Below are 24,908 nucleotides of genomic sequence, written 5' to 3'. Positions count from 1 at the left end.
GGGGCCGCGGAGGACGCGATGAGGAGGTCCCCTGGTGCTGCCGGGCCTGCCGGCGCTCGCATCGAGGTCGTCGCAGAGCGACGCCGCCCGAGGGCGCGGCGATGACTCCCGTCGCTGGAACGCCTTTCCGCGTGGCGCTCAGCGGCGATTTCCGCCGCGCCGACGGCGCTCCCGCCTTTCCGATGGTCGATCTCTCGCCGCTCGGCGGCGCCGCCGACGTCGACGTCCGCTTCGTGCCGGCGGTGGACGGCGTGATGCGCGGCGAGGACCTGGCCGAGACGGACGCCCTGATCCTCCTCGTCCCGCGCTTCGACGCCCGCAGCATCCCCGCCGACGGGCGGCTGCGCCTCGTCGCGCGCTTCGGCGTCGGCTACGACAACGTCGACCTCGAGGCCTGCACCCGCGCGGGCATCGCGGTGACGATCACGCCCGACGGCGTTCGCCGGCCGGTGGCGGTCTCGGTGCTGACGCTGATGCTCGCCCTCGCCGGCCGGCTCGTCCAGAAGGACCGCCTGACCCGCCAGGGCCCGTCCGGCTGGGCGGCCCGCAGCGGCTTCATGGGAACCGGCCTCACCGGCCGCACCTTCGGGCAGCTCGGGCTCGGCAACATCGGCGCCGAGACGATCCGGCTGATCGCGCCGCTGGAGATGCGCGTCATCGCGCACGATCCCTTCGCCGATCCAGCCGTCGCGGCCGCGCTCGGGGTGGAGCTCGTCGCGCTCGACACGCTGTTCGCGCAGGCCGATTTCCTCTCCATCGGCACGCCCCTCACCGAGGCGACGCGCGGGCTCGTCGACGGGCGCCTGATCGGCCTCATGAAGCCCACCGCTTTCCTGATCAACACGGCGCGGGGGCCGATCGTCGACCAGGCGGCGCTCACGGCGGCCCTGCGCGAGGGACGCATCGCCGGCGCGGGGCTCGACGTGTTCGAGACCGAGCCGCCGGCCCCGGACGACCCGCTGCTGTCGCTCGACACCGTGATCCTGACGCCGCACGCCCTGTGCTGGACCGACGAGTGCTTCGCCGGCATCGGCGCCGACGACGTGCGGGCGGTGCTCGCGGTGAAGGCGGGGCGCGTTCCGGCGGGCGTCGTCAATCGCGCGGTTCTCGACGCGCCGCGCTGGCGCGCGTCGGCGCCGGCCTGAGATCGGCGCCCGGTCGGCCGACGGCCCGCGCGCACCACACGATGCGATGCCCGGCGCGCAGAACGAGACCGGGCGAACGGGAGGAAGACATGAGGATCACGCGACGTCTTTTCCTGCAGACGACCGCCGCCGCGACGGCGGCGGGCCTCGCCCGGCCGGCCTTCGCCCGAACGGCGGCCGATCGCGCCGTCGAGGAGGCGAAGAAATACGCCGGCTCCACCATCAACATCGTCTGGGAAGCCGGGCTCCAGGCCCTCGACCCGCTCAATTTCTCCGGCCCGAAGTGGACCGAGCTCACCGGCATCGAGGTGCGCGTCGTCGAGGTCCAGACGGCGGAGATGTTCACCAAGATCATGCAGGAGTTCCGCGCCGGCACCGGCGCGTACGACTCGCTGAACGTCATCCCGGCCTGGATGCCCGACCTCGCCAACGCCGGCGCGCTGGAGCCGCTCGACGCGCTCGTCGAGAAGTACGGCTATCGCGACGAGCTCCAGGCGATCGCCCCGACCTATCGCGACAACCAGATGATGGTCGACGGCAAGATCTATGCGTTTCCCGACGACGGCGACGTGTTCATCCTGTACTATCGCAAGGACGTGTTCGAGGACCCGGCGAACCAGGCGGCCTTCAAGGACGCCCACGGCTACGACCTCGCCCCGCCGAAGACTTGGGCGCAATTCGCCGAGATCGGCCGCTTCCTCACCGACAAGTACGCGCCGCAGATGTACGGCGCCGCGTTCTTCCGCCAGCCGCCCTATACGATGTACATGTTCCAGGAGCGCTTCCGCAACGAAGGCGGCCGCTTCTTCGACGCGGACAGCATGCGCGCCACGATCAATTCCGACGTCGGCGTGCGCGTCTTCGACGAGATGCGGGCGGAGAACGCCTTCATGCCGCCGGGCGTGGAGCAATGGGGCTTCGTCGAGAACCTCGCCGCCTTCCTCTCCGGCCAGACGGCGATGACGATCTCCTGGCCGCCCTACGGGCGCTGGGCCGCCGGCTACGGCACGGACGAGAGCGCGCTCTCCTGGGTGCCGAAGTCGACCGTCGCCGGCAAGGTCGGCTACGCGCTGCCGCCGGGCGGGCATCCCCAGCTCGCCGCCGGCTTCTGCCTCGCGGTGGCCTCGACCAGCCGCCAGAAGGAGGCGGCCTATCTGTTCAACCAATGGCTGAACAGCGAGGACATCTCGATGCAGCGCGTGCAGCTGCCCTACGCGCTGCGCGACCCGTTCCGCACCTCGCATTTCGACGACCCGGTCTACAAGTCCCGCTGGCCGGAGGCGCCGGAATACCTCGCCACCCTCGAGGCCGGGTCGGAGACGGGCCTGCTCGACCTCTCGCTGCTCCAGACCGACCGCTACGAGGAGGTTCTCCGGCAGTCGATCTCGCGGCTCTGGGCCGGCGAGGATCCCAAGGCCATCCTCGACGACGCCGCCGCGCAGTGGGACCAGACCACCGACCGCATCGGCGCGGACAAGCAGGGCGCCGTCTACCGCGCCTGGGCCGCGAAGTCGGGCGCCTATCCCGCCCGGACCTGACCGTCGACGGAGCCGGCGCGCCGCCGCCGGCTCCCCACACCAGAGGAAGGCGACCGCATGCGCCCGGCAGCCCTCGACGCCCCCCGCATTCGCGCGAGCGACCGGAGGTTCGGCCTCCTGCTGCTCGCGCCGAGCGTGCTGCTGCTCCTGCTCGTCGGCCTGTTCCCGCTCGTCTACACGCTCGTGGTCAGCTTCCAGCAGATCACGCTGTTCGAGGTCGACACCTCCTTCGCGGGGCTGGCCAACTACCGGATGCTGCTCTCCGACGAGCGGCTCTGGGAATCGCTGCTGCACACGGCGATCCTGTTTTCGATCGCCCTGCCGCTCGAGCTCGCGCTCGGGCTCGCGATGGCGCAGCTCTTTCTCGAGCGGCTTCCCGGCCGGCAGATCTTCATCGCGCTCCTCGTCCTGCCCACCGTGATCGCCCCGCTGGTGGCGGGCGCCGTCTGGCGGCTCCTGCTCGATCACCGCTACGGGCCGGTGAACCAGATCGTCGGCTGGCTCTGGGGTGAGGAGGCGGTGCTGCTCTGGACGGTCAATCCGCTGCTCGTCTACCCCGCCATCCTGATGGCCGAGGTCTGGCAATGGACGCCGTTCATGTTCCTGATCCTGCTCGCGGCGCTCACCAACGTCGACCGGTCCCTGACCGAGGCGGCGGAGATCGACGGCGCCGGCTTCTGGCTCACCTTCCGCAAGGTCGTCCTGCCGGCGATCTGGCCGGTGATGGCGGTGGCCCTCCTGATCCGCGGCCTCGACCTCGCCCGCATCTTCGACGTGGTCTATGCGCTCACGGGCGGCGGGCCGGGCACCATGACCGAGACGATCTCGATCTACACCTACGTGCTCGGCTTCCGGCAGTTCGAGACGAGCTACACCGGCGCCATCGCCTTCCTCGTCATCGCCATCCTCACGGTGCTCGTGGTCGGGGCGGTCAAGCGCATGGGGCTCGCCCGATGACGGAGGCCGGCGTCCACGCGCGGACCGGCACCGAGGCCGCCGCGGTCCCCTCCCCCGCGGCGGCGGGGATCGAGCGCCCGGCCCGGCGGCTGCGGCCGCGGCGCCGGACCGTGGTGCTCGCGCTGCGGCTCCTCGCGGCGATCCTCGTCACCGTCGTATTCCTGTTCCCGATCTACTGGCTCGCGATCATGGCCTTCAAGACGGCCGACGAGATTTTCGCCTATCCGCCGGTGTGGTGGCCGGGGAGCCTGAACCTGTCGAACTTCGCCGTCTTGTTCCGCGACGGGGACTGGGAGACGGTGCGCAACAGCCTGGTGCTCGCGACCTCCTCGACCGCGATCGCGATGGTGCTCGGCACCTTCGCCGCCTACGCGCTGGAGCGCTTCCGGATCGGCGGTGAGAACCTGGCCGTGTGGATCATCTCGCAGCGCATGCTGCCGCCGGTGGTGATCGTCTTCCCGATCTTCCTGCTCTACGTGGCGCTCGGCTGGGTCGACACCTTCCACGGCATGATCGTGCTCTACGTCGCCTTCAGCCTTCCCTACGTGATCTGGATGATGCGCGGCTACATCCACGACATCCCGATCGAGCTCGAGGAGAGCGCCGAGCTCGACGGCTGCTCGCGCTGGCAGATCCTCTGGCGCGTGGTGTTCCCGATGGCGCGCACCGGCCTGTTCGCGACGGCGGTGTTCACCTTCGTCTTCGTCTGGAACGACTTCGTCTTCGCGCTGGTGCTCACGCGCACCGAGGTGGTCACCTACACGGTCCAGGTGACCCACTATTTCGGCGGGCAGTCGAACTTCTGGGCGAAGATCGCCGCCATGTCGATGCTGGGCACGCTGCCGGTGTTCTTCGCGGTGGCGACGTTGCAGCGCTACTTCGTGCGCGGCCTCTCGATGGGCGCGGTCAAGGGCTGAGGAGACGCAGGGCATGGCCGATCTCGCGATCAGGGCGCTGAAGAAGAGCTACGGCGCGACGCCCGCCGTGCGCGGCGTCGACCTGACGATCCCGGCCGGCGAGTTCGCGGTCCTGGTCGGCCCGTCGGGCTGCGGCAAGAGCACGCTCCTGCGGACCATCGCGGGGCTCGAGGAGGCCGACGGCGGCTCGATCGAGATCGGCGGGCGTGTCGCCACCGACCTGCGCCCGAAGGACCGCGACATCGCGATGGTGTTCCAGAACTACGCGCTCTACCCCTACCTCACCGTGTTCGAGAACGTCGCCTTCGGCCTGCGGGCGCGCAAGCTGCCCGACGCCGAGGTGAGGAAGCGCGTCGGCCGCGCCGCCGAGATGCTCGGGCTCGGGCCCCTGCTCGAGCGCTATCCCCGCCAGCTCTCCGGCGGCCAGCGCCAGCGCGTCGCCATCGGGCGGGCGATCGTGCGCGACGCGCGCCTGTTCCTGTTCGACGAGCCGCTGTCGAACCTCGACGCGCAGCTGCGCGACGAGATGCGCGGCGAGCTCAAGCGCCTGCACCAGGAGCTCGGCAAGACCTTCATGTACGTCACCCACGACCAGACGGAGGCGATGACGCTCGCCGACCGCATCGTGGTGCTCAAGGACGGGCTGATCGAGCAGCAGGGCTCCCCGCTCGATCTCTACGAGCGCCCGAGGACCCGGTTCGTCGCAGGGTTCATCGGCTCGCCGCAGATGAACTTCATCCCCGCCGAGGTCGCGCCGGGCCGGGGCCTGCGGCTCTCCGACGGGCGCGAGCTGCCGCTCAAGGCCGGACGGCTCGCCGGGATCGCGCCGGGGGCGGTGCTGATCGGCCTGCGGCCGACGCACATCGCGCGCGCCGGCGCGCAGCCGCCCGCGACGGGCGTGGCGCGCCTGTCGGTGCGGGCGGACCTGATCCAACCGACCGGCGCACGCGCTTACGTCTCCTTCCGCCTCGGCGGCGTCGAGACCACGACCGAGCTCGAGGCGCGCGAGGCGCCCCGCCTCGGCGAGGAGTTCGCCGTCGACCTCGATCTCGACCGGGCCGTGCTCATCGACCCGCAAACCGACCGGGTGATCTGACATGACCGCCGCACACGCTCCCGCTCCCTCCGCCGCCCTGCGCCTCTACGGCACCGAGGTGCCGGTCGAAGCGCCCCGGCTCCTCGTCGCCGGGCCGCTCTCCGCGGAGCTCGAGGACGGCAACCTGCGCTACATCCGCTTCCAAGGGCGGGAGATGATCCGCGCCGTGTCCTACATCGTGCGCGACCGGAACTGGGGCACCTACCGCCCCGGGATCTCCGGCCTGACGGTGGAGAGCGAGGCGGCGCGCTTCACCGTCGCCTACGAGGCCGAGGCCGGTGACGGCGCGCAGCGCTTCGCCTACCGCGCCCGGATCGAGGGCCGGGCCGACGGGACGCTCGTCTTCGAGGCCGAGGGCGAAGCCCTGAGCGACTTCACCACGAACCGCACCGGCTTCGTCGTGCTGCATCCGATCGAGGGTGTCGCCGGCGCGCCCTGCACGGTCGAGCACGTGGACGGGCGCATCGTCGAGGCGCGCTTCCCGGAGCTGATCGATCCCGTGCAGCCGATGATGGACCTGCGCGCGCTCACCCACGCCTTCGCGCCGGGCCACCGCGTCACCTGCCGCATGGAGGGAGACACGTTCGAGATGGAGGACCAGCGCAACTGGACCGACGCCTCCTACAAGACCTACGTGCGCCCGCTCGCCCTGCCCTGGCCCTACGTGCTGCGCCCCGCCGAGCGGCTGTCGCAGCGCGTCACCCTCACGGTCGAAGCGGCGGCCGGCGCGCCGCTCGCCGCGCCGGAGCGCGCGGTCCGGATCGCGCTCGGGCCCGCGAGCGGGCCCGCGCCGGCGATCGGCCTCGGGCTCGACCCCGCCGACGCCGCCGCCACGCGCGCCGCGGCGGACCGGCTGCGGCAGGCGGGCCCGCGCCACGTCGTGTGCGCCTACGACCCGGCGCTCGGTCACGACGACGCCGCCCTCGCCGCCGCCGAGGAGGCGGCGCGCGCCCTCGGCGCCGAGCCCTGGCTCGAGGCGGTGATCCGACGCGTCGAGGGCTTCGAGGACGAGGTCGCGGCGCTGGGCCGGAGCGTGCGCGCGCTCGGGTCGCCCTTCGCGACCGTCCTCGTTTCGCCGGGTGCGGACCTGAAATGCACGCTGCCGGGCAGCCCCTGGCCCCCCTGCCCGCCCCTCGATGCGCTCTATCGCGCCGCGCGGGAGGCGTTCCCGGGGGCGCGGATCGGCGGGGGCATGTTCTCCTACTTCACCGAGCTCAACCGCAAGCGCCCGCCGCTCGAGCACCTCGACCTCGTCGGCTTCACCACCTCGCCGCTCGTCCATGCGGGCGACGATCGCTCCGTGGCGGAGAGCCTGGAGGCGCTGCCCGCCGTCTTCGCCAGCGCCCGCGCCATCGCGGGAGACCGCCCGCTCCATGTGGGCCCGAGCGCCATCGGCATGCGCGGCAATCCCTACGGCGCCGCGCCGATGGAGAACCCCGACGGCATCCGCCAGGCGATGAGCCGCGTCGATCCGCGCCAGCGCGGGCTCTTCGGCGCGGCCTTCGCGCTCGGCTACTACGCGCGCTGCGCCGAAGGCGGCGTCGCGGAGGTGACGCTCGGCGGCGGGGTCGGCGCCTTCGGGATCGTGCACGCGCCGATGCCCTACGCCCAGCCCTGGTGGGACGCGCGCGGCGGCGGCCTCTTCCCGGCCTTCCACGCGATGCGCGCGCTCGGCGAGATCGCCGGGCGCCCGCTGCTGGCCGCGACCTCGTCGCTGCCCCGCGCCGTCCTCTCGGTCGGCGCCGAGACGGACGGGGGACGGACGCTGCTTCTGGCGAACCTGACCGACGAGACGCAGGAGGTCGCCCTGTGGGGGCCGGTGGAAGGCCGGCTCGCCGTCCTCGACGAGGACGCCGTCCCCGCCGCGGCGGACGATCCGGAGGCGTTCGCCACCCTCGCCCGCGCGTTCTCGGGCGGCGCGCTGAGGCTTCCCCGGTGGGCCGTGGCGCGGCTCCAGATCTGAGTGGATGGGCGGCGGCGGGCCGCGGGGGGCGGCTTGCCCCGGCCCTGGCCCGGTGCATATTGACATGATGACGAGCACCACCACCCGTATCACCAAGCGACGCCTGTCGGACGACGTGCGCGAGCAGCTCGCCCAGCTCATCGAGAGCGGCACGCTGCGCCCCGGCGACCTCCTGCCCTCCGAGCGCGAGCTGATGGATTCGCTCGGCGTCGGCCGTCCCGCGATCCGCGAGGCCATGCAGGCCCTCGCCCGCGCCGGCCTGATCGAGATCCGGCACGGGGAGCGGGCCCGCGTCGCGGTGCCCTCGCTCGGCCGGATGGTCGACCAGGTGAGCGAGACGATGAAGCACGTGCTCGTCAACTCGCCCGCGAGCCTGGAGAACCTGAAGGAGGCGCGGGTCACCTTCGAGGCGGAGATGGCGCGGGTGGCGGCGCTGCGTCACAGCCCCGCGGACGTCGAGCGGCTGGAGGAGATCGTCGCGGCGCAGGAGGCCGCCCTCTCCGACAGCCCGGCCTTTCGCCGGCTCGACGGGCGCTTCCACCGCGAGATCGCGGCGATCAGCGGCAACCCGATCTGGACCGCGCTGTCCGACGCGCTGTTCCGCTGGCTCAACGACTTCCACGTCGATCTCGTCTCGGTGCCGGGGCTCGAGCAGCTCACCCTGGCCGAGCACCGCCAGATCATCCTCGCCATCGCCTCGGGCCATCCGGACCGCGCCGCAGCGGCGATGATCGAGCATCTCAGCCGCGCCAACGACCTCTACCGCAGGGCCAATCTGCGCACGGGGTGAAAATTTTCTGCCTGGACGCGAGCCGAGGCACTAGCGCAACGCGCCCTCACTGGTATGATGACTATACCAGGAGGACGCGATGGCTGATCTCGCTTCGGAAAACCCGGCGCCCGCGGGGAGGCGCGCATGAGCCTGCGCGGCGTCCTCGTCGGCTGCGGCTTCTTCGCGCGCAACCACATGAACGGCTGGGCCGATGCGGCGGGCGCCGAGATCGTCGCGGTCTGCGATCTCGACCCGGCCAAGGCGGACGACTTCGCGGGGACCTTCGGCGCGCGCGCCTATACCGACGCCGCCGCCATGCTCGCGGCCGAGCGGCCCGACTTCGTCGACGTCGCCACCACCGTCGGCTCGCACCGCACGCTCGTGACGCTCGCGGCGCGGCACGCGCGGCTCGTGATCTGCCAGAAACCCTTCGCGGAGACGCTCGCGGACGCGCGCGCCATGGTCGCGGCCTGCGAGGAGGCCGGCGCGCTCCTGCTGGTGCACGAGAACTTCCGCTGGCAGCGGCCGTTCCGGGCGCTCCACGCCGCCCTGCCGCGAATCGGGACGCCGCATTTCCTGCGGCTCTCCTTCCGGCATCGCTTCGACGTCTACGCCAACCAGCCCTATCTCGCCGAGGTCGACGACCTGGCCCTGACGGATGTCGGCCTGCACCTGTTCGACGTCGCCCGCTTCCTCGTGGGGGACATCGCCTCCGTGCATTGCCGCGCGCAGCGCCTCAACCCGCGGGTGACGGGCGAGGACGCCTTCCTCGCGAGCTGCGGCCACGTGTCGGGGGCCGTCACGAGCATCGAGTGCAGCTTCTACACGACGCGCCATCCGGAGCCCTTCCCGGAGACGCTCGCCGTCGTCGAGGGCGAGACCGGCACGCTCGCGCTCGGCCGGGACTACCGCCTCACGCTGGAGACGGCGGACGGCGTCGAGACGATCGACGCCGAGCCGCCGCTTCCCGCCTGGGGCGAGCGACCCTGGCACGCGGTGCAGGACTCGGTGCGCGCGCTCGAGGCGCACGCGGTGGAGGTCCTCGAGGGCCGGGCCGATCCGCAGCCCTCGGGCGCGCACAACCTCGAGACGCTCGCCGTCACGCTCGCCGCGATCCGCTCCGCCCGCACCGGGCAGGCGGTCGACGTCGCCGACTTGCTGCGGGAGGGCTGAGATGGACGCGCCGGCGCCGGACCGCTTCGAGGCGGACTACCTGATCGAGACCGCCTACCCGCTCGCGCAGGCGGCGGAAGCGATGGCGGGGGAGCAATCCTCCGGCACCTTCCTGCCGGTTCCCGGCGAGACGCCGGAGCTGAAGGCGCGCGCGGCGGCGCGGGTCGAGCGGCTGGAGGATCTCGGCCCCGTCGAGGGCCCGTCGCTCCCCGCTGCGGGCCGGGCGGGGGACCCGCACCGGCGTGCGCACGTCACCCTCTCCTGGCCGCTCGCCAATATCGGCCCGTCGCTGCCGAACCTGCTCGCGACGGTGGCGGGCAACCTGTTCGAGCTCGCGCAGTTCTCGGGCCTGCGGCTCCTCGACCTGCGCCTGCCCGACGCCTTCGCCGCCGCTAATCGGGGCCCCGCCTTCGGCGTCGCGGGCACGCGCCGGCTCGCGGGGGTGGAGGGCCGGCCGCTGATCGGGACCATCGTCAAGCCCTCGGTCGGGCTCACGCCCGAGGCCACGGCCGATCTCGTCGACCAGCTCTGCGCGGCCGGGATCGACTTCGTCAAGGACGACGAGCTCCAAGCCGACGGCCCCGGCTGCCCCTTCGAGGCCCGCGCCCGCGCCGTCATGGCGGTGGTGAATCGCCACGCGGACCGGACCGGCAAGAAGGTGATGGTCGCCTTCAATCTCACCGGCGAGATCGACGAGATGCGCCGGCGGCACGATCTCGTGGCCGATCTCGGCGGCACCTGCGTGATGGCGAGCCTGAACGCGATCGGCCTCACCGGGATGCTGGCGCTGCGCCGGCACGCGCGGCTTCCGATCCACGCCCACCGCAACGGCTGGGGTGCGCTTTCGCGCCACCCGGCGCTCGGGTTCGACTACGTCGCCTGGGCGAAGCTGTGGCGGCTCGCCGGGGCCGACCACATGCACGTCAACGGCCTGCGCAACAAGTTCTGCGAGAGCGACGAGAGCGTGGTCGCCTCCGCGCGCTCCTGCCTCACGCCGATGTTCGTCGAGAAACCCTGCACGGTCGTGCCGGTCTTCTCCTCCGGGCAATCCGTGCGCCAGGCCCCCGACACCCTCGCCGCGCTGGGCTCTGCCGACCTGATCTTCGCCGCGGGCGGCGGGATCATGGCCCACCCGATGGGCCCCGCCGGCGGCGTCACGGCGCTCCGCGCCGCCTTCGACGCCGCCGCGGCCGGCGTCTCCCTCCAGGCCGCGGCGCGCGAAGACGCGGCGCTCGCCGCCGCGCTGGAGCACTTCCGATGAGCCCGCGCCTCCCCCCGGCGGACGGGCCGCTCGTCGCCTGGTACGGCGACGACTTCACCGGCTCGGCCGCGGTGATGGAGGTGCTGGACTTCGCGGGCTTCCCCTCGGTGCTGTTCCTCGCGCCCCCGGACGCGGATGCGCTCGCGCGCTTTCCCGGCCGGCGCGGGATCGGCGTCGCGGGCGACGCGCGCACCCGCGATCCGGCCTGGATGGACGCGATGCTGCCGGGGATCTTCGCGGCCCTGCGGTCCATCGGCGCGCCGATCGTGCACTACAAGGCCTGCTCGACCATGGACAGCGCGCCGCATGTCGGCTCGATCGGACGCGCCGCCGAGATCGGGCTCGCGGCGCTCGGCGGCATCGCGCCGCTCGTCCTCGCGGCGCCCGCCATCCGCCGCTGGCAGGCTTTCGGCAACCTCTTCGCCGCCAGCCCCGAGGGCGTCGCTCGGCTCGACCGGCACCCGACCATGCGCGTCCATCCGGTCACGCCGATGACGGAGGCGGACGTGCGCCTCCACCTCGCGCGGCAGACCGCGCTTCCCGTCGGCCTCGTCGACCTCACGGCGCTCGCGGCCGGTGACGGCCTCGCTGCGACGCGCCGCGCGGCCGAGGCGGGCGCGCGGATCGTGGCCTACGACGTCGTCGACGAGGCGACCCTCGCCGCCGTGGGCGAGACGATCTGGCGCCTCGCCCGCGAGAGCCGGATCTTCGCCATCGGCTCACAGGGGCTCGAATACGCGCTCGTCGCCGCCTGGCGCGCCGCCGGCCACGCAGCGCCGGCGCCGCGGCGGGCGGGACCCGTCGACCGCGTCGCCATCGCCTCGGGCTCGTGCTCGCCCGACACCGCCCGCCAGATCGCCGCCGCCGAGACGTCGGGCTTCGCTGCTATCGCGGTCGATGCCGCCGCGGCCGTCGACGAGCGAGCCTTCGCCGGGGAACTCGACCGCGCCGGCGCCGCCGCCCTCGCGGCTCTCGCAATGGGCAAGAGCCCCCTCCTCCACACCGCCCGTGGCCCCGACGATCCGGCGATCGCCCGCGCCCGGGAGGCGCGCGCCCGCGCCGGCCTGTCGGAGGCGCACGCGAACCGCGCCCTCGCCGACGGTCTCGGGCGCACGCTCGCGCACGTCGTCGAGACCGCGCGGCTCGGCCGGATCGCCATCGCGGGGGGCGACACGTCGAGCGCGGGCGTCCACGCGCTCGGCCTCCTGGCGCTGACCGCCGAGGCCGCGCTCGCGCCGGGCGCGCCGCTGCTGCGGGGCCACCGCGCCGACGCTCCCGCGATCGAGCTCGCGCTCAAGGGCGGGCAGATGGGCGGGGACGACTTCTTCGTGCGTATCCGGGATGGCTTTCCGCCGCTCCCGCAAGGAAAGGACAGGACATGACCAAGATCGCGCTCCTGGGCGCCGGCGGGAAGATGGGGGTGCGCCTGACGACGAACCTCCTGCGCTCGCCCTATTCCGTCGCCCCCGTCGAGATCACCCCGGAGGGCCGCGAGCGGCTCGAGGCGGCGACCGGCGCCGTCTGCGTCGATCTCGAGAGCGCGCTCGACGGCGCCGAGGTCGTCGTCCTCGCCGTGCCCGACCGGGCGATCGGGCACGTCGCGGCGGACATCGTCCCGCAGCTCGCCCCCGGGACGGCCGTGATCGTGCTCGACGCCGCCGCCCCCTATGCCGGCGAGATGCCCGAGCGGGCCGACGTCACCTATTTCGTCACCCATCCCTGCCACCCGCCGCTGTTCAACGACGAGGTCACGCCCGAGGCCAAGAACGACTTCTTCGGCGGCGTCCACGCCAAGCAGCACATCGTCTGCGCGCTGATGCAGGGCCCCGAGGAGCACTACGCGCTCTGCGAGGGCGTCGCCCGCGCGATCTACGCGCCCGTCATGCGCGCCCATCGCTGCACGGTCGAGCAGATCGCGATCCTCGAGCCGGCGCTCGCCGAGACCGTCGGCGCCACCCTCGCGCTCGCGATCCGCGAGGCGACCGACGAGGCCATCCGCCGCGGCGTGCCCGCACAGGCGGCGATGGACTTCATGCTCGGGCACCTGACGATCGAGCTCGCCATCGCGTTCGAGGCCTTCCCCGATGGGCGCTTCTCCGACGGCGCGCTGCACGCCATCGCGCAGGCGAAGCCGCAGATCTTCCGGGAGGGATGGCTCGAGCGGATCTTCGACCCGCAGGCCGTGCGCGCCTCGGTGAAGGACATCTGCAACCCGCAGCCGATCGGCTGAGGACCCGCCGCCGCACGCGGCGCGCATCAGCGGTCCCGTGCGGGGCCGCGCCCGCCTCGCGGCCGACGCCACGGCCGCGCGCGCGACAACCGAGAACCATCTCTTCGAAAGAGACACCAGGGGAGACACGCCATGACCAGGACCAAGCTTCTCGCCGCCGCGGCGACCGCGGCTCTCATCGGCGTCGGCAGCGCCGGCGGCGCCCAGGCCGCCACCATCTGCTTCGCCTTCCAGGATCTCGAGACCGAGTTCTGGATCGCCGGGCACAAGGCGATCACGACGACGCTCACGGAGGCCGGTCACACGGTCATCGAGCGCAACGCCAACGAGGACGCCAACCGCCAGTTCGAGCAGGTGCGCGACTGCATCGCCCAGGGCGTCGACGGCATCATCCTGATCCCGCAGGACGGCGAGAGCGCGGTGACGATCGTGGCCGAGGCGCAGGACAACGACGTCCCGATCGCCGTCTTCAACCGCCCGCCGTCGGACCTCTCGCGCGGCATCGTCGTCGTCGCCGACAACGCCGCGATCGCCGAGCAGGCCGTCGACTACCTCGTCGAGGAGGCCCTCGCGGCCGCGCCCGCGGGCGAGACGCTGACCCCGCTGATCGTCGTCGGCGACCTCGGCGATCCCAACGCGGTGGGCCGCAAGGAAGGCTTCTACGCGGCGATCGAGAAGCACGCCGACCGTTTCGCGACGCCCATCGAGGTGGCCTCGGAATGGGACGCGGCGACCGCGCTCGCCAATCTCGAGGCGGCGGTCACGGCCAATCCGGACATCGACCTCCTGTTCACCTCCTCCGACTTCCTGTTCCCGACCATCCGCTCGGTGCTCGAGCCGCGCGGGATGTGGAAGCGCCGCGGCGAGGAGGGCCACGTCCTGATGGGAGGGCTCGACGGCGACGCCACCGCCTGCCAGCTGATCAAGGAGGGCTATGTCGACGCGACCGGCGTGCAGGATCTGTACTTCGAGGCCGAATCGGCCATGGACGCGATCCTCGCCGCGATCGAGGCGGGCGAGGCCCAGCCGAACCAGGTGATCGAGGACCCCGGCTTCGCGCTCACCGCCGCCAACCTGGGCGAGCGCGAGATGGACATGTGGGGCTGCGTGCTCCTGTCCGAGGGCTTCCTGCGCAACTGATCCCGCGCCCGACGCCGCCGGCCGGGAGACCTCCCGGCCGGCCCCTCCGCGCCCGCCCGGGAAGGCCCGCGATGCACTCGACCGTCAAAGCCGCGAAGACGAAGCGCAGCCTCGGCGCGCGCGCCGCCGACGTCTTCCTGTCGGACTACTTCGTCCTCTACATGTCGCTCGCCTATGTAGCCGTGCTCGCGCCGTTCCTGCCGGTGCTGCTCGCTCCGGCGAACCTGTCGAACGTGCTCTCCAACATGTGGCCGCTCCTCGTGGTGGCGGTGGGCCAGACCTTCGTCCTCGCCATCGCCGGCATCGACCTCAGCCAGGGCGCGGTGGTCGGCCTCACGAGCGTGGTCGGCGCCATGCTGATCGCCACGATGGCGGACCCCGTCGTGCTCGCCAACGCGCCGGTCTGGGGCCTCGTCCTCACCGAGAGCGGCGGGCCCTTCGGGCAGATGGAATGGGGCTTCCTCCTGGGTATCGCGGTGATGGTCGCGGTCGCCGCCGCGATCGGCGCCGCGAACGGCGCCTCGGTCGCCGTCTTCGGCATGCCGCCCTTCATGGTCACCCTCGTCGGCTTGATCTCCGTCGGCGCGCTGGCGATCTACCTCACCCAGTCGGAGAACATCCGCCACCTGCCGGACGCCTACGTGATGCTCGGCAAGGGAGACATCGCCTCGGTCCATCTCGGCCCCAAGGACACGCCGCAGATCCCGCGCCGGCAGATCCATTCCTTCGTCACCTACCCGATGCTGATCGCCATCGCGGTGGCGCTCCTCGCCCACCTGCTGCTGGCGAAGACCGTGTTCGGCAAATGGGTGCTGGCCATCGGCGTCAACCGCAAGGCGGCGGAGCTCTCCGGGGTTCCGGTGCGACGCGTCGTCGTCCTCGTCTTCGTGATCTCCGCGGTCTGCGCCGCGCTCGCCGCGGTGCTCTACTCGGCGCGGCTCGAGGCCGGGCGACCGACGCTCGGCGAAGGCAACTTCCTGCTCGACGTGATCGGCGCCGTGGTGATCGGCGGCACGAGCCTGTTCGGCGGCAAGGCGAAGATCGTCTGGACCGTGTTCGGTGTCCTGTTCTTCGTGCTCCTGTCGAACACGCTCAACCTGATGAACCTGTCGAGCTTCCAGATCGACATGGTCAAGGGCGGCGTCATCCTCGCCGCGGCGCTGCTCGACGTTCTGCGTACGCGCCTGATGCGGGAGCGCATGCGATGAGCGCGCTGCTGCGCTTCGAGAGCCTGAGCAAGGCCTGGTTCGGCGTCCCCGCCGTGAGCGACCTGACGCTCGAGATCGCCGAGGGCGCGGCGCTCGGCCTGATCGGCCAGAACGGCGCCGGCAAGTCGACCTTGATGAACATGATCGGCGGCGTCGTCGAGCCGACCGCCGGGCGCATGCTCTGGAGGGGCGAGCCCTACGCCCCGGCGCGCCCGGCGGACGCGACGGCGGCCGGCATCGCCTTCATCCACCAGGAGCTCAACCTCTTCACCAACCTCTCGGTCGCCGAGAACCTCTACATCGACGGCTTCCCGACGCGCTTGGGGATGATCGACCGGCGCGCGATCCGCGCGCGCACGGAGGAGATCCTGGCGCGCCTCGATCTCGCCGTCTCGCCGGACACGATCGTCGGCGAGCTGTCGCCCGGCGAGCGGCAGCTCGTCGAGATCGCCAAGGCGCTGCACAACGAGGCGCGCCTCGTCATCTTCGACGAGCCGACGACCTCTCTCACGCCCCGCGAGACCCAGCGGCTGTTCGACGTCATCGGCCGCCTGAAGGCGCAGGGGCGCACGATCATCTACATCTCCCACATCCTTTCCGACGTGGCGCGACTGTGCGACGCGATCGCGGTGCTGCGCGACGGGCTGCTGGTCGATTCGGGGCCGGCGGAGGCGTTCGATGTGCCGCGGATGATCCGCTCGATGATCGGGCGCGATCTCGACGGGCTGTTCCCGCCACGCACCGCTGCGCCCGGGCCGACGCCGCTGCTCGAGGCGCGTGGCCTGACCCAGCCCGGCGTGCTCGAGGACGTCACGGTCACGGTCCATGCGGGCGAGGTGGTCGGCCTGTTCGGCTTGATGGGCGCGGGCCGGACCGAGCTCGCGCGCATCCTGTTCGGCCTCGACCCGGTCGAAGCCGGCGAGATCCGCCTCGACGGCGCGCCGCTCCCGGCGGGGCCGCGGGGGCGCATCGCGCGAGGGCTCGCCTTCGTCACCGAGAATCGCCGCGAGGAGGGGCTCATGATGGAAGCCTCGATCATGGACAATCTCGGCCTCGTCTCGATCCGCGACTTCGGCCGCGGCCCGGCGGGGCTGATCGATCGCGACGCGCTCGCCGCGCGCGCCGAGGAGGCGCGGCGCGACCTCTCGATCAAGGCCGGCGACATCGGGCGCCAGCCGGTCAAGGCGCTCTCGGGCGGCAACCAGCAGAAGGTCGTCATCGGCAAGTGGCTGATGAGCGCGCCGCGGGTCTTCATCCTCGACGAGCCCACCCGTGGCGTCGACGTCGGCGCCAAGTTCGAGATCTACGCCCTCATCGACCGTATCGCGGCGGCCGGCAGCGGCATCCTGCTGATCTCGTCGGAGATCGAGGAGCTGATGGGCATGGCCGACCGCATCGTCGTGATGAGCCGCGGCGAGACGACGGGCGCCCTCGCGCGCCGCGATTTCGACCGCGAGCGCATCCTGCGCATGGCATTCCGGGAGACCGCCGCATGAGCAGCCCCACGAGCCCTCCCACGAGCCCTCCCATGAGCCCGCTCGGCGCCCGCACGCTCGGCCGGAGCCCGTCCGAGGTCGCCCTCGACCTCGCGCTGCGGCACGCGACCTACCTGATCTTCCTCGCCGTGATCCTGTATTTCGGCATCCAGTCGCCGGCCTTCCTCGCCCCCGAGAGCCTCGGCAACGTCGTCAAGCAGGCCTCCTTCATCGGCATCGCCGCGATCGGCATGACCTTCGTCCTGCTCACCGGGGGAATCGATCTCTCGGTCGGCTCGGTCATGTATCTGGCGCCGCTGATCGCGGGCTTCGCGATGGAGGCCTTCGGTCTCGGCGTGCCCGCGGGGCTCGTCGTCGCCGTCTGCGCGGGCGCGGTATTGGGGGCGATCAACGCGCTCTTCATCGTGCGCTTCGACGTGATCCCGTTCATCGTCACGCTGGCGACGCTGTTCCTGTTCCGCGGCTTCGGCACCTGGCTGACGAGCTCGCGCCAGTTCGACTTCGCGCCCGAGATGCGCGCCTTCGGCCTGTCCTCGGTGCTCGGCATCCCGACCCCGATCCTGGTCTTCGCCGTCGTGGCGCTCGCCGCCCACGTCGTCCTGTCGCGCACGCCCTTCGGCCGGCAGATCTACGCGCTCGGCAACGACGCGGAGGGCGCACGCAAGGCGGGCGTGCGGGTCGGCGTGGTGAAGGGGAGCGTCTACGTCGTCTCCTCGGCGAGCGCCGCCCTCGCGGGCTTCGTGCTCATCGCCCAGATCGGCCGGCTCGACGCCGCCTTCGGCGAGGGCCGCGAGTTCGACGTGATCGCGGCCGCCGTGCTGGGCGGGGCGAGCCTGTTCGGCGGCGTCGGCTCCGCCTGGGGCGCGGTGATCGGCGCGACGCTGATCCAGACCGTCAAGCTGGGCCTCGTCTTCGCGGGCGTGAACCTCTATCTCCAGCCGATCATGCAGGGATTGATCATCTTCGTGGCCGTGCTCGCCGACAGCCTCCGCCAGCGCCGCATCGCGATCTCCCGGCGAAGGCACATCCGACCCTCGGCGTAGCGAAGCGGAGCACCGGATGCCCCCGAGGTCCGACGGGAGGCGGCAGCGAAATCCCGGCCGACCCCGAGAGCTCTGGAGGTGGGTCGTCCGTCCTGCCGTTCAGAGGCTCCGGTGGAGCGGCCGCGTGTAGCGGCTCGCGTCCAGAACCCCTGGAAAGCAAAGAACCCTGTCAATTTCGGATGGTTCTCGCCGCCGTGGCGCTCCCTAGGGGAGGCGACGCCACGGACGAAAACCTTTGATCTACAAAGCTTTTTTGACCGCCAGCTGTGTTAGGTTATGCACAAGGTTATGCAGGGTCAAGACCCTTCATGGCCGGAATCGGCCCAAAGCCGCCTTTTCGGTGATGGCCCGGCGCTGGCGTCGCCCACGCCGGGCCGATCTTCTCAAAGCTCGATCCGCTCGGCGATGCTAAGCGCGTCCTCGATCTCCACGCCGAGATAGCGGACCGTGCTCTCTAGCTTCGCGTGGCCAAGCAGGAGCTGCACCGCCCTGATGTTGCTGGTTGCTCTATAGATCGCGGACGCCTTGGTCCGGCGCATCGTGTGCGTCCCGTACGCGGTCGAGTCGAGGCCGATGCTCCGGATCCAGCGGTGGACGATGCGCGCGTACTGCCGCGTCGAGAGATGCCCGCCGGGAGCGACGCGGCTCGGGAAAAGGTATCGCGACGGCACGCTCGGGCGCCGGCGTAGCCAACCTTCCAGAGAGGTACGCGTCTGGGGCGAGATCTCGAAGTGCACCGGTCGCCGCGTCTTGCGCTGGACGACGGTCGCGCGGTCCTTGGCGCGGCCGCCGGCGAACACGTCCTCGACGGCGAGCGCGAGCAGGTCGCAGGCGCGCAGCTTGCTGTCGATGGCGAGGTTGAAGAGGGCGAGCTCGCGGGCGTCGCCCGCCATCTCCAGGCGAACACGTATCGCCCAGACCTCGCGTGCGATGAGGGGCCTCTTCTGGCCGACGAGCACACCCTTGTTCCAGGGACGCTTGGGCGCGGGCAGATCGGTGGCGGTCATGCGTCGTCTCCCGACCGCCCTCCCCGCCGCAAGCGCCCCACCTGGGGCACCCACTCCAACGCGGCTGACGTCGATCGAGGCCCGAACTAGCCTTCACACAATAGCACGGGCCGGTCTTCTCGAAGTTCGACCCGCTCGGCGATACCGAGCGCGTGGTCGATCTCGACACCGAGGTAGCAGACCGTGCTCTCGCGCTTCGCTCGGCCGAGGAGCGGCTGCCCGGAGAAGACGCCGCCGACGGGAAGGGTCGGCAAGTCACAGGCGCAAGCTCGCTTCGGCAGCGAGGTTGAGCAGGGCGAGTGCGCGGGCGTCGCCTGGCATGTCCAGGCAAGCATCGACAGCCCGGACCTCGTGCGCGACGAGCGATCTCGTCCGGCCGACGAGCACGCACTCACTCGAGGAGCGCCTCGGCGCCGGCAGGTCGGTAGCGGTCCTACGCCGTCTTTCGACCGCCCTCCCCGCCAGGGCGGCCCCGCGGCATCTGCGCGGCGCATCGACCGCCGGCCCGATGCACGCCCACCGCCCGATCGCGACGAGGCCGAACGAAAAAATGTGGCGAATGTGTGCGATAATGGGCGGTGGCGCGTTATCCAGGCGGTGGAACGCCGGAAACAAGAGGGTCGATGCGGGACGAAACGATGGAGATGCCGGACGCCCGGCGGTCGGGCGAGGGCGAGATGGCGCGGCGCATGCTGGCGCACCACCGGGCCTCGACGCCGCTCGCTCGGGAAGGCCGTGAATGACGTTGCCGGAAGACGACGCGCTTTCCAGCGCCATCCTGGAGACGGTGCGCTTGCCGCTTCTGGCCCTGGACGCGGACCTGCGTGTGGAGACCGCGAACGACGCCTTCCTGCGGCAGTTCCGCGTCAGCCGCGAGGAGACCATAGGCCGCCTCGTCTACGATCTCGGCAACGGGCAGTGGGACATCCCCGAGCTGCGTCGCCTTCTCGGCGAGATCCTGCCCGAGAAGAACACCGTCTCGGACTACCGCGTCGAGCACGCGTTCGAGCGGATCGGCCGGCGCATCATGCATGTCGGCGCGCGGCGGATCGCCCGCGCCGAGGCGCCCGACTTGATCCTCCTCGCCATCTCCGACGACACCGAGCGGGAATCGCTTCGCGCGGAGCTGATCGGGCGGATCGAGATGGCCGACAAGCTCGTCGACAGCGTCCGCGAAGGGCTGCTGATCCTCGACCCCGACCTGCGCGTCCGCTCCGCCAGCGCCGCGTTCTACGAGACCTTCGGCGTCGAGCCGGCGCAGACGGAGGGCCGCCTGCTCTACGAGCTCGGCAATGGCCAGTGGGACATCCCCGAGCTGCGCCGGCTCCTCGAGGACGTGCTGCCACGGCAGAGCAGCTTCGACGACTACGAGGTTACCCACAGCTTCGAGACGATCGGCGAGCGGGCAATGGTGCTGAACGGCCGGCGCCTCGATCACCTGGACCTGATCCTGCTGGCGATCCGGGACGTCACGGAGCTGCGGTCGAGCGAGACGCGCCTGAAGGAGGTGGCGAAGGCGGCGAAGGTCGGCGTTTTCGAGGAGGATCGGCGCGCCGGGACCCTCTACTGGTCGCCGGAGATGCGCGACATTCTCGGCTACCCGCACGACCGGCCGCCGACGCCCGCCGGTGTCGTGCCGGATTTCATCCACCCCGGCGATAGAGAGGCCGTCGCGGACATGTTTGCGACGGCGCTCGATCCGCACGATGGCGGCGTCATCTCTCACGAGCACCGGATCGTCCGGCCCGCCGGCGAGGTGCGCTGGGTTCAAGTGAACGGCAGGGTCGAGTTCACGGAAGCGAACGGCGAACGGCGACCGGTGCTGATCCGCGGCGTTGTCCTCGACGTCACGGGGCGGAAGGCTACCGAGGAGGCGCTGCGCGAGAAGGAGTTCCGGCTGCGCAACGTGCTCGATCGCATGGGCGAAGCCTTCGGCCTGATGGATCACGATCTTCGCATCATCACCCAGAACGAGGCGGCGCTCAGGCTCGACGGGCGCCCGCTGGAGGAGATCCGCGGGCGGACCCATTGGGAGGCCTACCCCGGTTCCGAGGAAACGGAACTCGGGCGCCTCTACAAGCGCGCCCTCGCCGAACAGAAGCCCGTTGCGCTCGAGCATCGCCATGAATTTCCGGGCGGCGGCGTGAAATGGCTCGAGATGCGCGCTTTTCCGGTACCCGAAGGTCTGGCCGCGTTCTGGCGCGACGTGACCGAACGGAAAGAGGCCGAAACCGCCCTGCGGCAAAGCGAGGAACGCTATCGGACCCTGTTCGAAGCCATGGACGAGGCCTACGCGGTCGTCGAGGTCATCCGCAACGACGCCGGAGAATGGTCGGATTTTTTCTTTCTGGAGGTCAACCCGGCTTTCATGAAGCACACGTCGATGCCGTTCCCGGTCGGGAAGCGCGCAACGGAGCTGTTGGGCTCGCCCAATCCCCGGTGGGCGCAGATCTATGGCCGCGTGGTCGAGACGGGTGAAGCGCTACGGCTCGAAGAGGAGGAGCCTGTCCTCGATCGCATTTTCGACCTCAACATCTTCCGCATCGGCGACCCGGAGAGCAGGCGCGTTGCGGTGCTCTTTGCCGACGTTACGGAGCGCAGGCGCGCCGAAGAGGCCCTCCGGCAAAGTGAGAACAAGTTTCGCACCCTCTTCGACAAGATCGACGAGGGCCTCGCCATCGTGGAAATGATCTACGACGACGATGGCGAGATCGTCGACATGATCTTCCGTCAGGTGAACGCGGCCTACGAACGCCAAGGCGGGATCACCGACGTCGTGGGCCGGTCGGTGACGGACATGCTGCCCGGCGTCGAGGACGTGTGGCTGGAGCGCTACAGGAGCGTGGCCAAGACCGGCGAGCCGATCCGGGTGGAAGACTACCAGCAGGACGTCGATCGCTGGTTCGACGTCTATTTCTCGCGCGTCGACGAGGAGGGGCGCTTCGTCGCCATCGTCTTCAACGACATCACCTCGAGGAAGCAGGCCGAGGAAACGCTGCGCGCGAGCGCGGAGCGGCAGGGCTTCCTGTTGAGGCTCAGCGATCTCCTGCAGCGGCTCGAGCGGCCGAACGACATCAAGGCCGCGGCCATGCAGCTTCTCGGCCCGCATCTCGGCGTCAGCCGCGCGCAGTACCACGAGGTCGACGCGAGCGGCGAATACTACACCGCGGACGGCATCGGCTATGCCGACGGCCTCCCGCTCCTCGACCTGAAGTACCGCATCGGCCAGTTCGGCAGCTTCGTCGCGGAGGACTTCGAGGCCGGTCGCCCGTTCAGAAGCGACGACCTCCTGACGGACCCGCGGCCCACGCCGCAAGAGCGCGAAGCCTACGCCTTCTACGGGATCAGGGCGGGCGCCGGCATCCCGCTCATACGCGGCGGCAGGCTCGTCGCCATCCTGGCCGTGCACGACCTGCACACGCACCCCTGGACCGATCTCGAGATGGAGCTGATCCGCGAGACGGCGGAGCGGGTCTGGGTCGCGGTGGAGAAGGTCCGGACCGAGATCGCCGTGCGGAAGAGCCAGGAGCGAGAGGCGTTCCTGCTGGCGCTTGGCGATGCCATGCGCGCCCACTCGGATGCCGACGCGGTGATCAAAGTCGTGGCCCGCCTCCTCGGAGAGCGCCTCGAAGCCTCGCGCGTCATGTTCGCGGAGTTCGACGAAACCAAGGGGATCGCCAACATCTTTCACGGCTGGTTCGCCAACGGCGCCCGGCCCTTTCCGTCCGTGCTGCGGCTGGAGGACTATGAAGGGAGCATACTTCAGGACCTGCGGGCGGGCCTATCCGTGCGCATCGATGATGCAAGCAATCCCGACCTCGAGCGCCCCGATCTCGCCGCCATCTCGGAAATCGGCGTGCAGGCGCTGCTTACCGTCCCGCTTCTCGTCGACGGAGAGCTGAAGGTGAATGTGAGCATTCACCAGGACGAGGCACGCCGCTGGACCGATGAGGACGTCTCGCTCGTGCACGAGGTGACGGAGCGGCTATGGGCGGAACTGGTACGGGCGCGTGCGGAGGCGGCGCTGCGCGAGAGCGAGGAGCGCCTGCGCCAGTTCGGGGAGGCGTCGCAGGACGTCCTTTGGATTCGCGACGCCCGCAGCCTGCAATGGGAGTACCTGACCTCCGCATTCGATCGCATCTACGGCGTCTCCCGCGAGGAGGCCCTAGCCGACGACAATTACCGTGACTGGCTCGATCTCATCGAGCCCGACGACCGCGAGAGGATCGAGCGGCTGATGGCGCGCGTTCGGGGCGGCGAGCACGTCACCTTCGAGTACCGGATCCGCCGGCCCGTCGACGGCGTCGTGCGCTGGATCCGCAACACCGATTTCCCGATCTTCGACGAGGCCGGCAACGTCCGTCTGATCGGCGGCATCGGGCACGATTTCACCGATGTTCGCGAGACCGAGCAGAAGCTCGAGACGTTGATGGAGGGCATCCCCCAGCTGGTCTGGCGCTCCGGCGACGAGGGCTGGTGGACCTGGTCGAGCCCGCAATGGCAGGACTTCACCGGACAAGGCGCGGATCAGAGCCTGGGTCGCGGCTGGCTCGACGCCGTTCACCCGGACGACCGCGCCGCCGCGACGGACGCCTGGAGCCGGGCCGCGCCCGCCGGCGGCCTCGACGTGGAGTACCGGGTGCGGCGGGGCAGCGACGGCGCGCATCTCTGGCATCACAGCCGCGCCGCGCCGGTCCTCGACGACGATGGCCGGGTGATCGAATGGCTCGGCACCACCACCGACGTGCAGGAGCTGAAGGAGCTTCAGGAGCGACAGAACGTCATGGTCGCCGAGCTCCAGCACAGGACCCGGAACCTGATCGCGGTGGTGCGCTCGATCGCCCAACAGACCATGGCCCGGACCGGGCCGACCGAGGCGTTCAGAGCCGAGTTCGACCATCGCCTGGAAGCGCTCGCGCGCGTGCAGGGCCTCTTGTCGCGCGCGGAGGAGGAGCCGGTCACCATCGAGAGCCTGATCCGCCTGGAACTGGACGCACTCGGCGCGGCGGACGGGGACGGTGGCCGGATCGTGCTCGACGGTCCGCCCGTTCGCCTGCGAAGCTCGATCGTGCAGACGCTGGCGCTCGGCCTCCACGAGCTCGCCACCAACGCGCGCAAGCACGGCGCCCTGGCGCGCGAGGGCGGACGCCTCACCGTGGCGTGGCGCGTCTGCGACGAGGAGGACGGCGGCCGGCGGCTCGCCCTGACCTGGACCGAGATCGGGGCCGAGGCGCCGGGGGAGGAAGCCCGGGTCGACCAGGAACCGGCCGACGAGGAGCCGGGGCGCCGGGGCTACGGGCGTGAGCTGATCGAGCGCGCCCTTCCCTACGCCCTCGGCGCGAAGACGCGCTACGAACTCGGGCCGGCGGGCGCGCGTTGCACGATCGACCTGCCGCTCGACAAGAAGAAACGGCGCACGAGGAGGCCGCGATGACCGAAACGGGATGCCTGAAGGGCCGGAGGGTCCTCGTCGTCGAGGACGAGTTCTTCCTGGCGGAAGATCTCGCCAGAGGCTTGGAGGAAAAGGGGGCGGAGGTCGTTGGACCCAGCGGCGACATCGACGACGCCCTCGACCTCATCGAGGACGCCGTGCGGCTGGATGGGGCGGTGCTCGACCTCAACCTGCGCGGCGAGATGGCCTTCCCCGTCGCCGACGCCCTGATGGAGCGCGGCATCCCCTTCGTCTTCACGACGGGATACGACGCCGCCAGCATCCCGTCCCGCTACCGTGACGTGGTCCGCTGCGGCAAGCCCGTCGACGCGCCGAAGATCGCGCGCGCCCTGTTCGGGTAGCGCCTATCCTGCAGATCGAAAGGGCGAGACCCGCTCGGAACGGCGAGGCTTAACCCTTGCGGGCTCGGCGACGACTGGAGTCGGCCCAAACGAGACATGACGCTCGTCGCCGCCCTGCTCGAGCAGTGTGTTGAAACCTATCCAGCCTACTGCCTCGCAAGGATCAAGC

General features: G+C 71.0%; 18 protein-coding genes. 17 read left to right on the top strand and 1 reads right to left on the bottom strand.

Going from position 1 to position 24,908, the window contains the following annotated elements; all coding sequences use genetic code 11:
* The first annotated feature begins 101 nt into the window (after positions 1-101).
* From G407_RS0110240 to G407_RS26925, 15 genes are all read left to right on the top strand, one after another.
* Positions 102-1,145 carry an NAD(P)-dependent oxidoreductase gene (locus G407_RS0110240; protein WP_029030729.1) on the top strand — a complete coding sequence of 348 codons (1,044 nt, stop codon included), beginning with the start codon at positions 102-104 and terminating at the stop codon, positions 1,143-1,145.
* Between the two features lie 89 nt (positions 1,146-1,234).
* Positions 1,235-2,683: an extracellular solute-binding protein gene (locus G407_RS0110235; RefSeq protein ID WP_029030728.1), complete on the top strand. Its 1,449-nt coding sequence runs from the start codon at positions 1,235-1,237 to the stop codon at positions 2,681-2,683.
* Positions 2,684-2,740: 57 nt separating this feature from the next.
* The gene (locus G407_RS0110230; protein WP_029030727.1) at positions 2,741-3,640 is read left to right on the top strand and encodes a carbohydrate ABC transporter permease; all 900 of its coding nucleotides are present in this window, start codon (positions 2,741-2,743) and stop codon (positions 3,638-3,640) included.
* Positions 3,637-4,557 carry a carbohydrate ABC transporter permease gene (locus G407_RS0110225; protein ID WP_052341199.1) on the top strand — a complete coding sequence of 307 codons (921 nt, stop codon included), beginning with the start codon at positions 3,637-3,639 and terminating at the stop codon, positions 4,555-4,557. The genes G407_RS0110230 and G407_RS0110225 overlap by 4 nt, the downstream gene beginning before the upstream one ends.
* Positions 4,558-4,570: 13 nt before the next feature.
* A complete protein-coding gene (locus G407_RS0110220; RefSeq protein ID WP_029030725.1) occupies positions 4,571-5,653 on the top strand; it encodes an ABC transporter ATP-binding protein in 1,083 nt (360 codons plus the stop codon).
* Position 5,654: 1 nt separating this feature from the next.
* Complete coding sequence (locus tag G407_RS0110215) at positions 5,655-7,616, top strand: D-apionate lactonase family protein (protein ID WP_029030724.1); 1,962 nt, start codon at positions 5,655-5,657, stop codon at positions 7,614-7,616.
* A gap of 67 nt (positions 7,617-7,683) precedes the next feature.
* Positions 7,684-8,406 carry a transcriptional regulator NanR gene (gene nanR, locus G407_RS0110210; RefSeq protein ID WP_029030723.1) on the top strand — a complete coding sequence of 241 codons (723 nt, stop codon included), beginning with the start codon at positions 7,684-7,686 and terminating at the stop codon, positions 8,404-8,406.
* 126 nt (positions 8,407-8,532) lie between these two features.
* A complete protein-coding gene (locus G407_RS0110205; RefSeq protein ID WP_029030722.1) occupies positions 8,533-9,561 on the top strand; it encodes a Gfo/Idh/MocA family protein in 1,029 nt (342 codons plus the stop codon).
* Position 9,562: 1 nt separating this feature from the next.
* Positions 9,563-10,822, top strand: a complete 1,260-nt coding sequence (locus G407_RS0110200; RefSeq protein WP_029030721.1) for a ribulose-bisphosphate carboxylase large subunit family protein — start codon at positions 9,563-9,565, stop codon at positions 10,820-10,822.
* Positions 10,819-12,204: a four-carbon acid sugar kinase family protein gene (locus tag G407_RS26930; protein ID WP_052341198.1), complete on the top strand. Its 1,386-nt coding sequence runs from the start codon at positions 10,819-10,821 to the stop codon at positions 12,202-12,204. The genes G407_RS0110200 and G407_RS26930 overlap by 4 nt, the downstream gene beginning before the upstream one ends.
* Positions 12,201-13,052 carry a phosphogluconate dehydrogenase C-terminal domain-containing protein gene (locus tag G407_RS0110190; RefSeq protein WP_029030720.1) on the top strand — a complete coding sequence of 284 codons (852 nt, stop codon included), beginning with the start codon at positions 12,201-12,203 and terminating at the stop codon, positions 13,050-13,052. The genes G407_RS26930 and G407_RS0110190 overlap by 4 nt, the downstream gene beginning before the upstream one ends.
* A gap of 132 nt (positions 13,053-13,184) precedes the next feature.
* Entirely contained in the window at positions 13,185-14,192 is a 1,008-nt protein-coding gene (locus G407_RS0110185; protein ID WP_084327439.1) for a sugar ABC transporter substrate-binding protein, read from the top strand.
* Positions 14,193-14,263: 71 nt separating this feature from the next.
* Positions 14,264-15,400, top strand: a complete 1,137-nt coding sequence (locus G407_RS0110180) for an ABC transporter permease (RefSeq protein WP_029030718.1) — start codon at positions 14,264-14,266, stop codon at positions 15,398-15,400.
* On the top strand, positions 15,397-16,896 hold the full coding sequence (locus G407_RS0110175; RefSeq protein ID WP_029030717.1) for a sugar ABC transporter ATP-binding protein: 1,500 nt from the start codon (positions 15,397-15,399) through the stop codon (positions 16,894-16,896). Before G407_RS0110180 ends, G407_RS0110175 begins: the two co-directional genes overlap by 4 nt.
* A gap of 32 nt (positions 16,897-16,928) precedes the next feature.
* Entirely contained in the window at positions 16,929-17,939 is a 1,011-nt protein-coding gene (locus G407_RS26925) for an ABC transporter permease (protein ID WP_052341197.1), read from the top strand.
* Positions 17,940-18,322: 383 nt separating this feature from the next.
* On the opposite strand, the gene G407_RS0110165 is transcribed toward G407_RS26925, so the two are convergent.
* Positions 18,323-18,946: a tyrosine-type recombinase/integrase gene (locus tag G407_RS0110165; RefSeq protein ID WP_029030716.1), complete on the bottom strand. Its 624-nt coding sequence runs from the start codon at positions 18,944-18,946 to the stop codon at positions 18,323-18,325.
* 739 nt (positions 18,947-19,685) lie between these two features.
* Between G407_RS0110165 and G407_RS30385 the strand changes: the two genes are divergently transcribed.
* Positions 19,686-24,380, top strand: a complete 4,695-nt coding sequence (locus G407_RS30385; RefSeq protein ID WP_052341196.1) for a PAS domain S-box protein — start codon at positions 19,686-19,688, stop codon at positions 24,378-24,380.
* On the top strand, positions 24,377-24,739 hold the full coding sequence (locus G407_RS0110145) for a response regulator (RefSeq protein ID WP_029030715.1): 363 nt from the start codon (positions 24,377-24,379) through the stop codon (positions 24,737-24,739). Before G407_RS30385 ends, G407_RS0110145 begins: the two co-directional genes overlap by 4 nt.
* Positions 24,740-24,908: the final 169 nt, after the last annotated feature.

The sequence above is a fragment of the Salinarimonas rosea DSM 21201 genome (genome assembly GCF_000429045.1).
In the GTDB taxonomy this organism is placed as follows: domain Bacteria; phylum Pseudomonadota; class Alphaproteobacteria; order Rhizobiales; family Beijerinckiaceae; genus Salinarimonas; species Salinarimonas rosea.
This window is presented reverse-complemented; position numbering and strand designations above follow the sequence as displayed.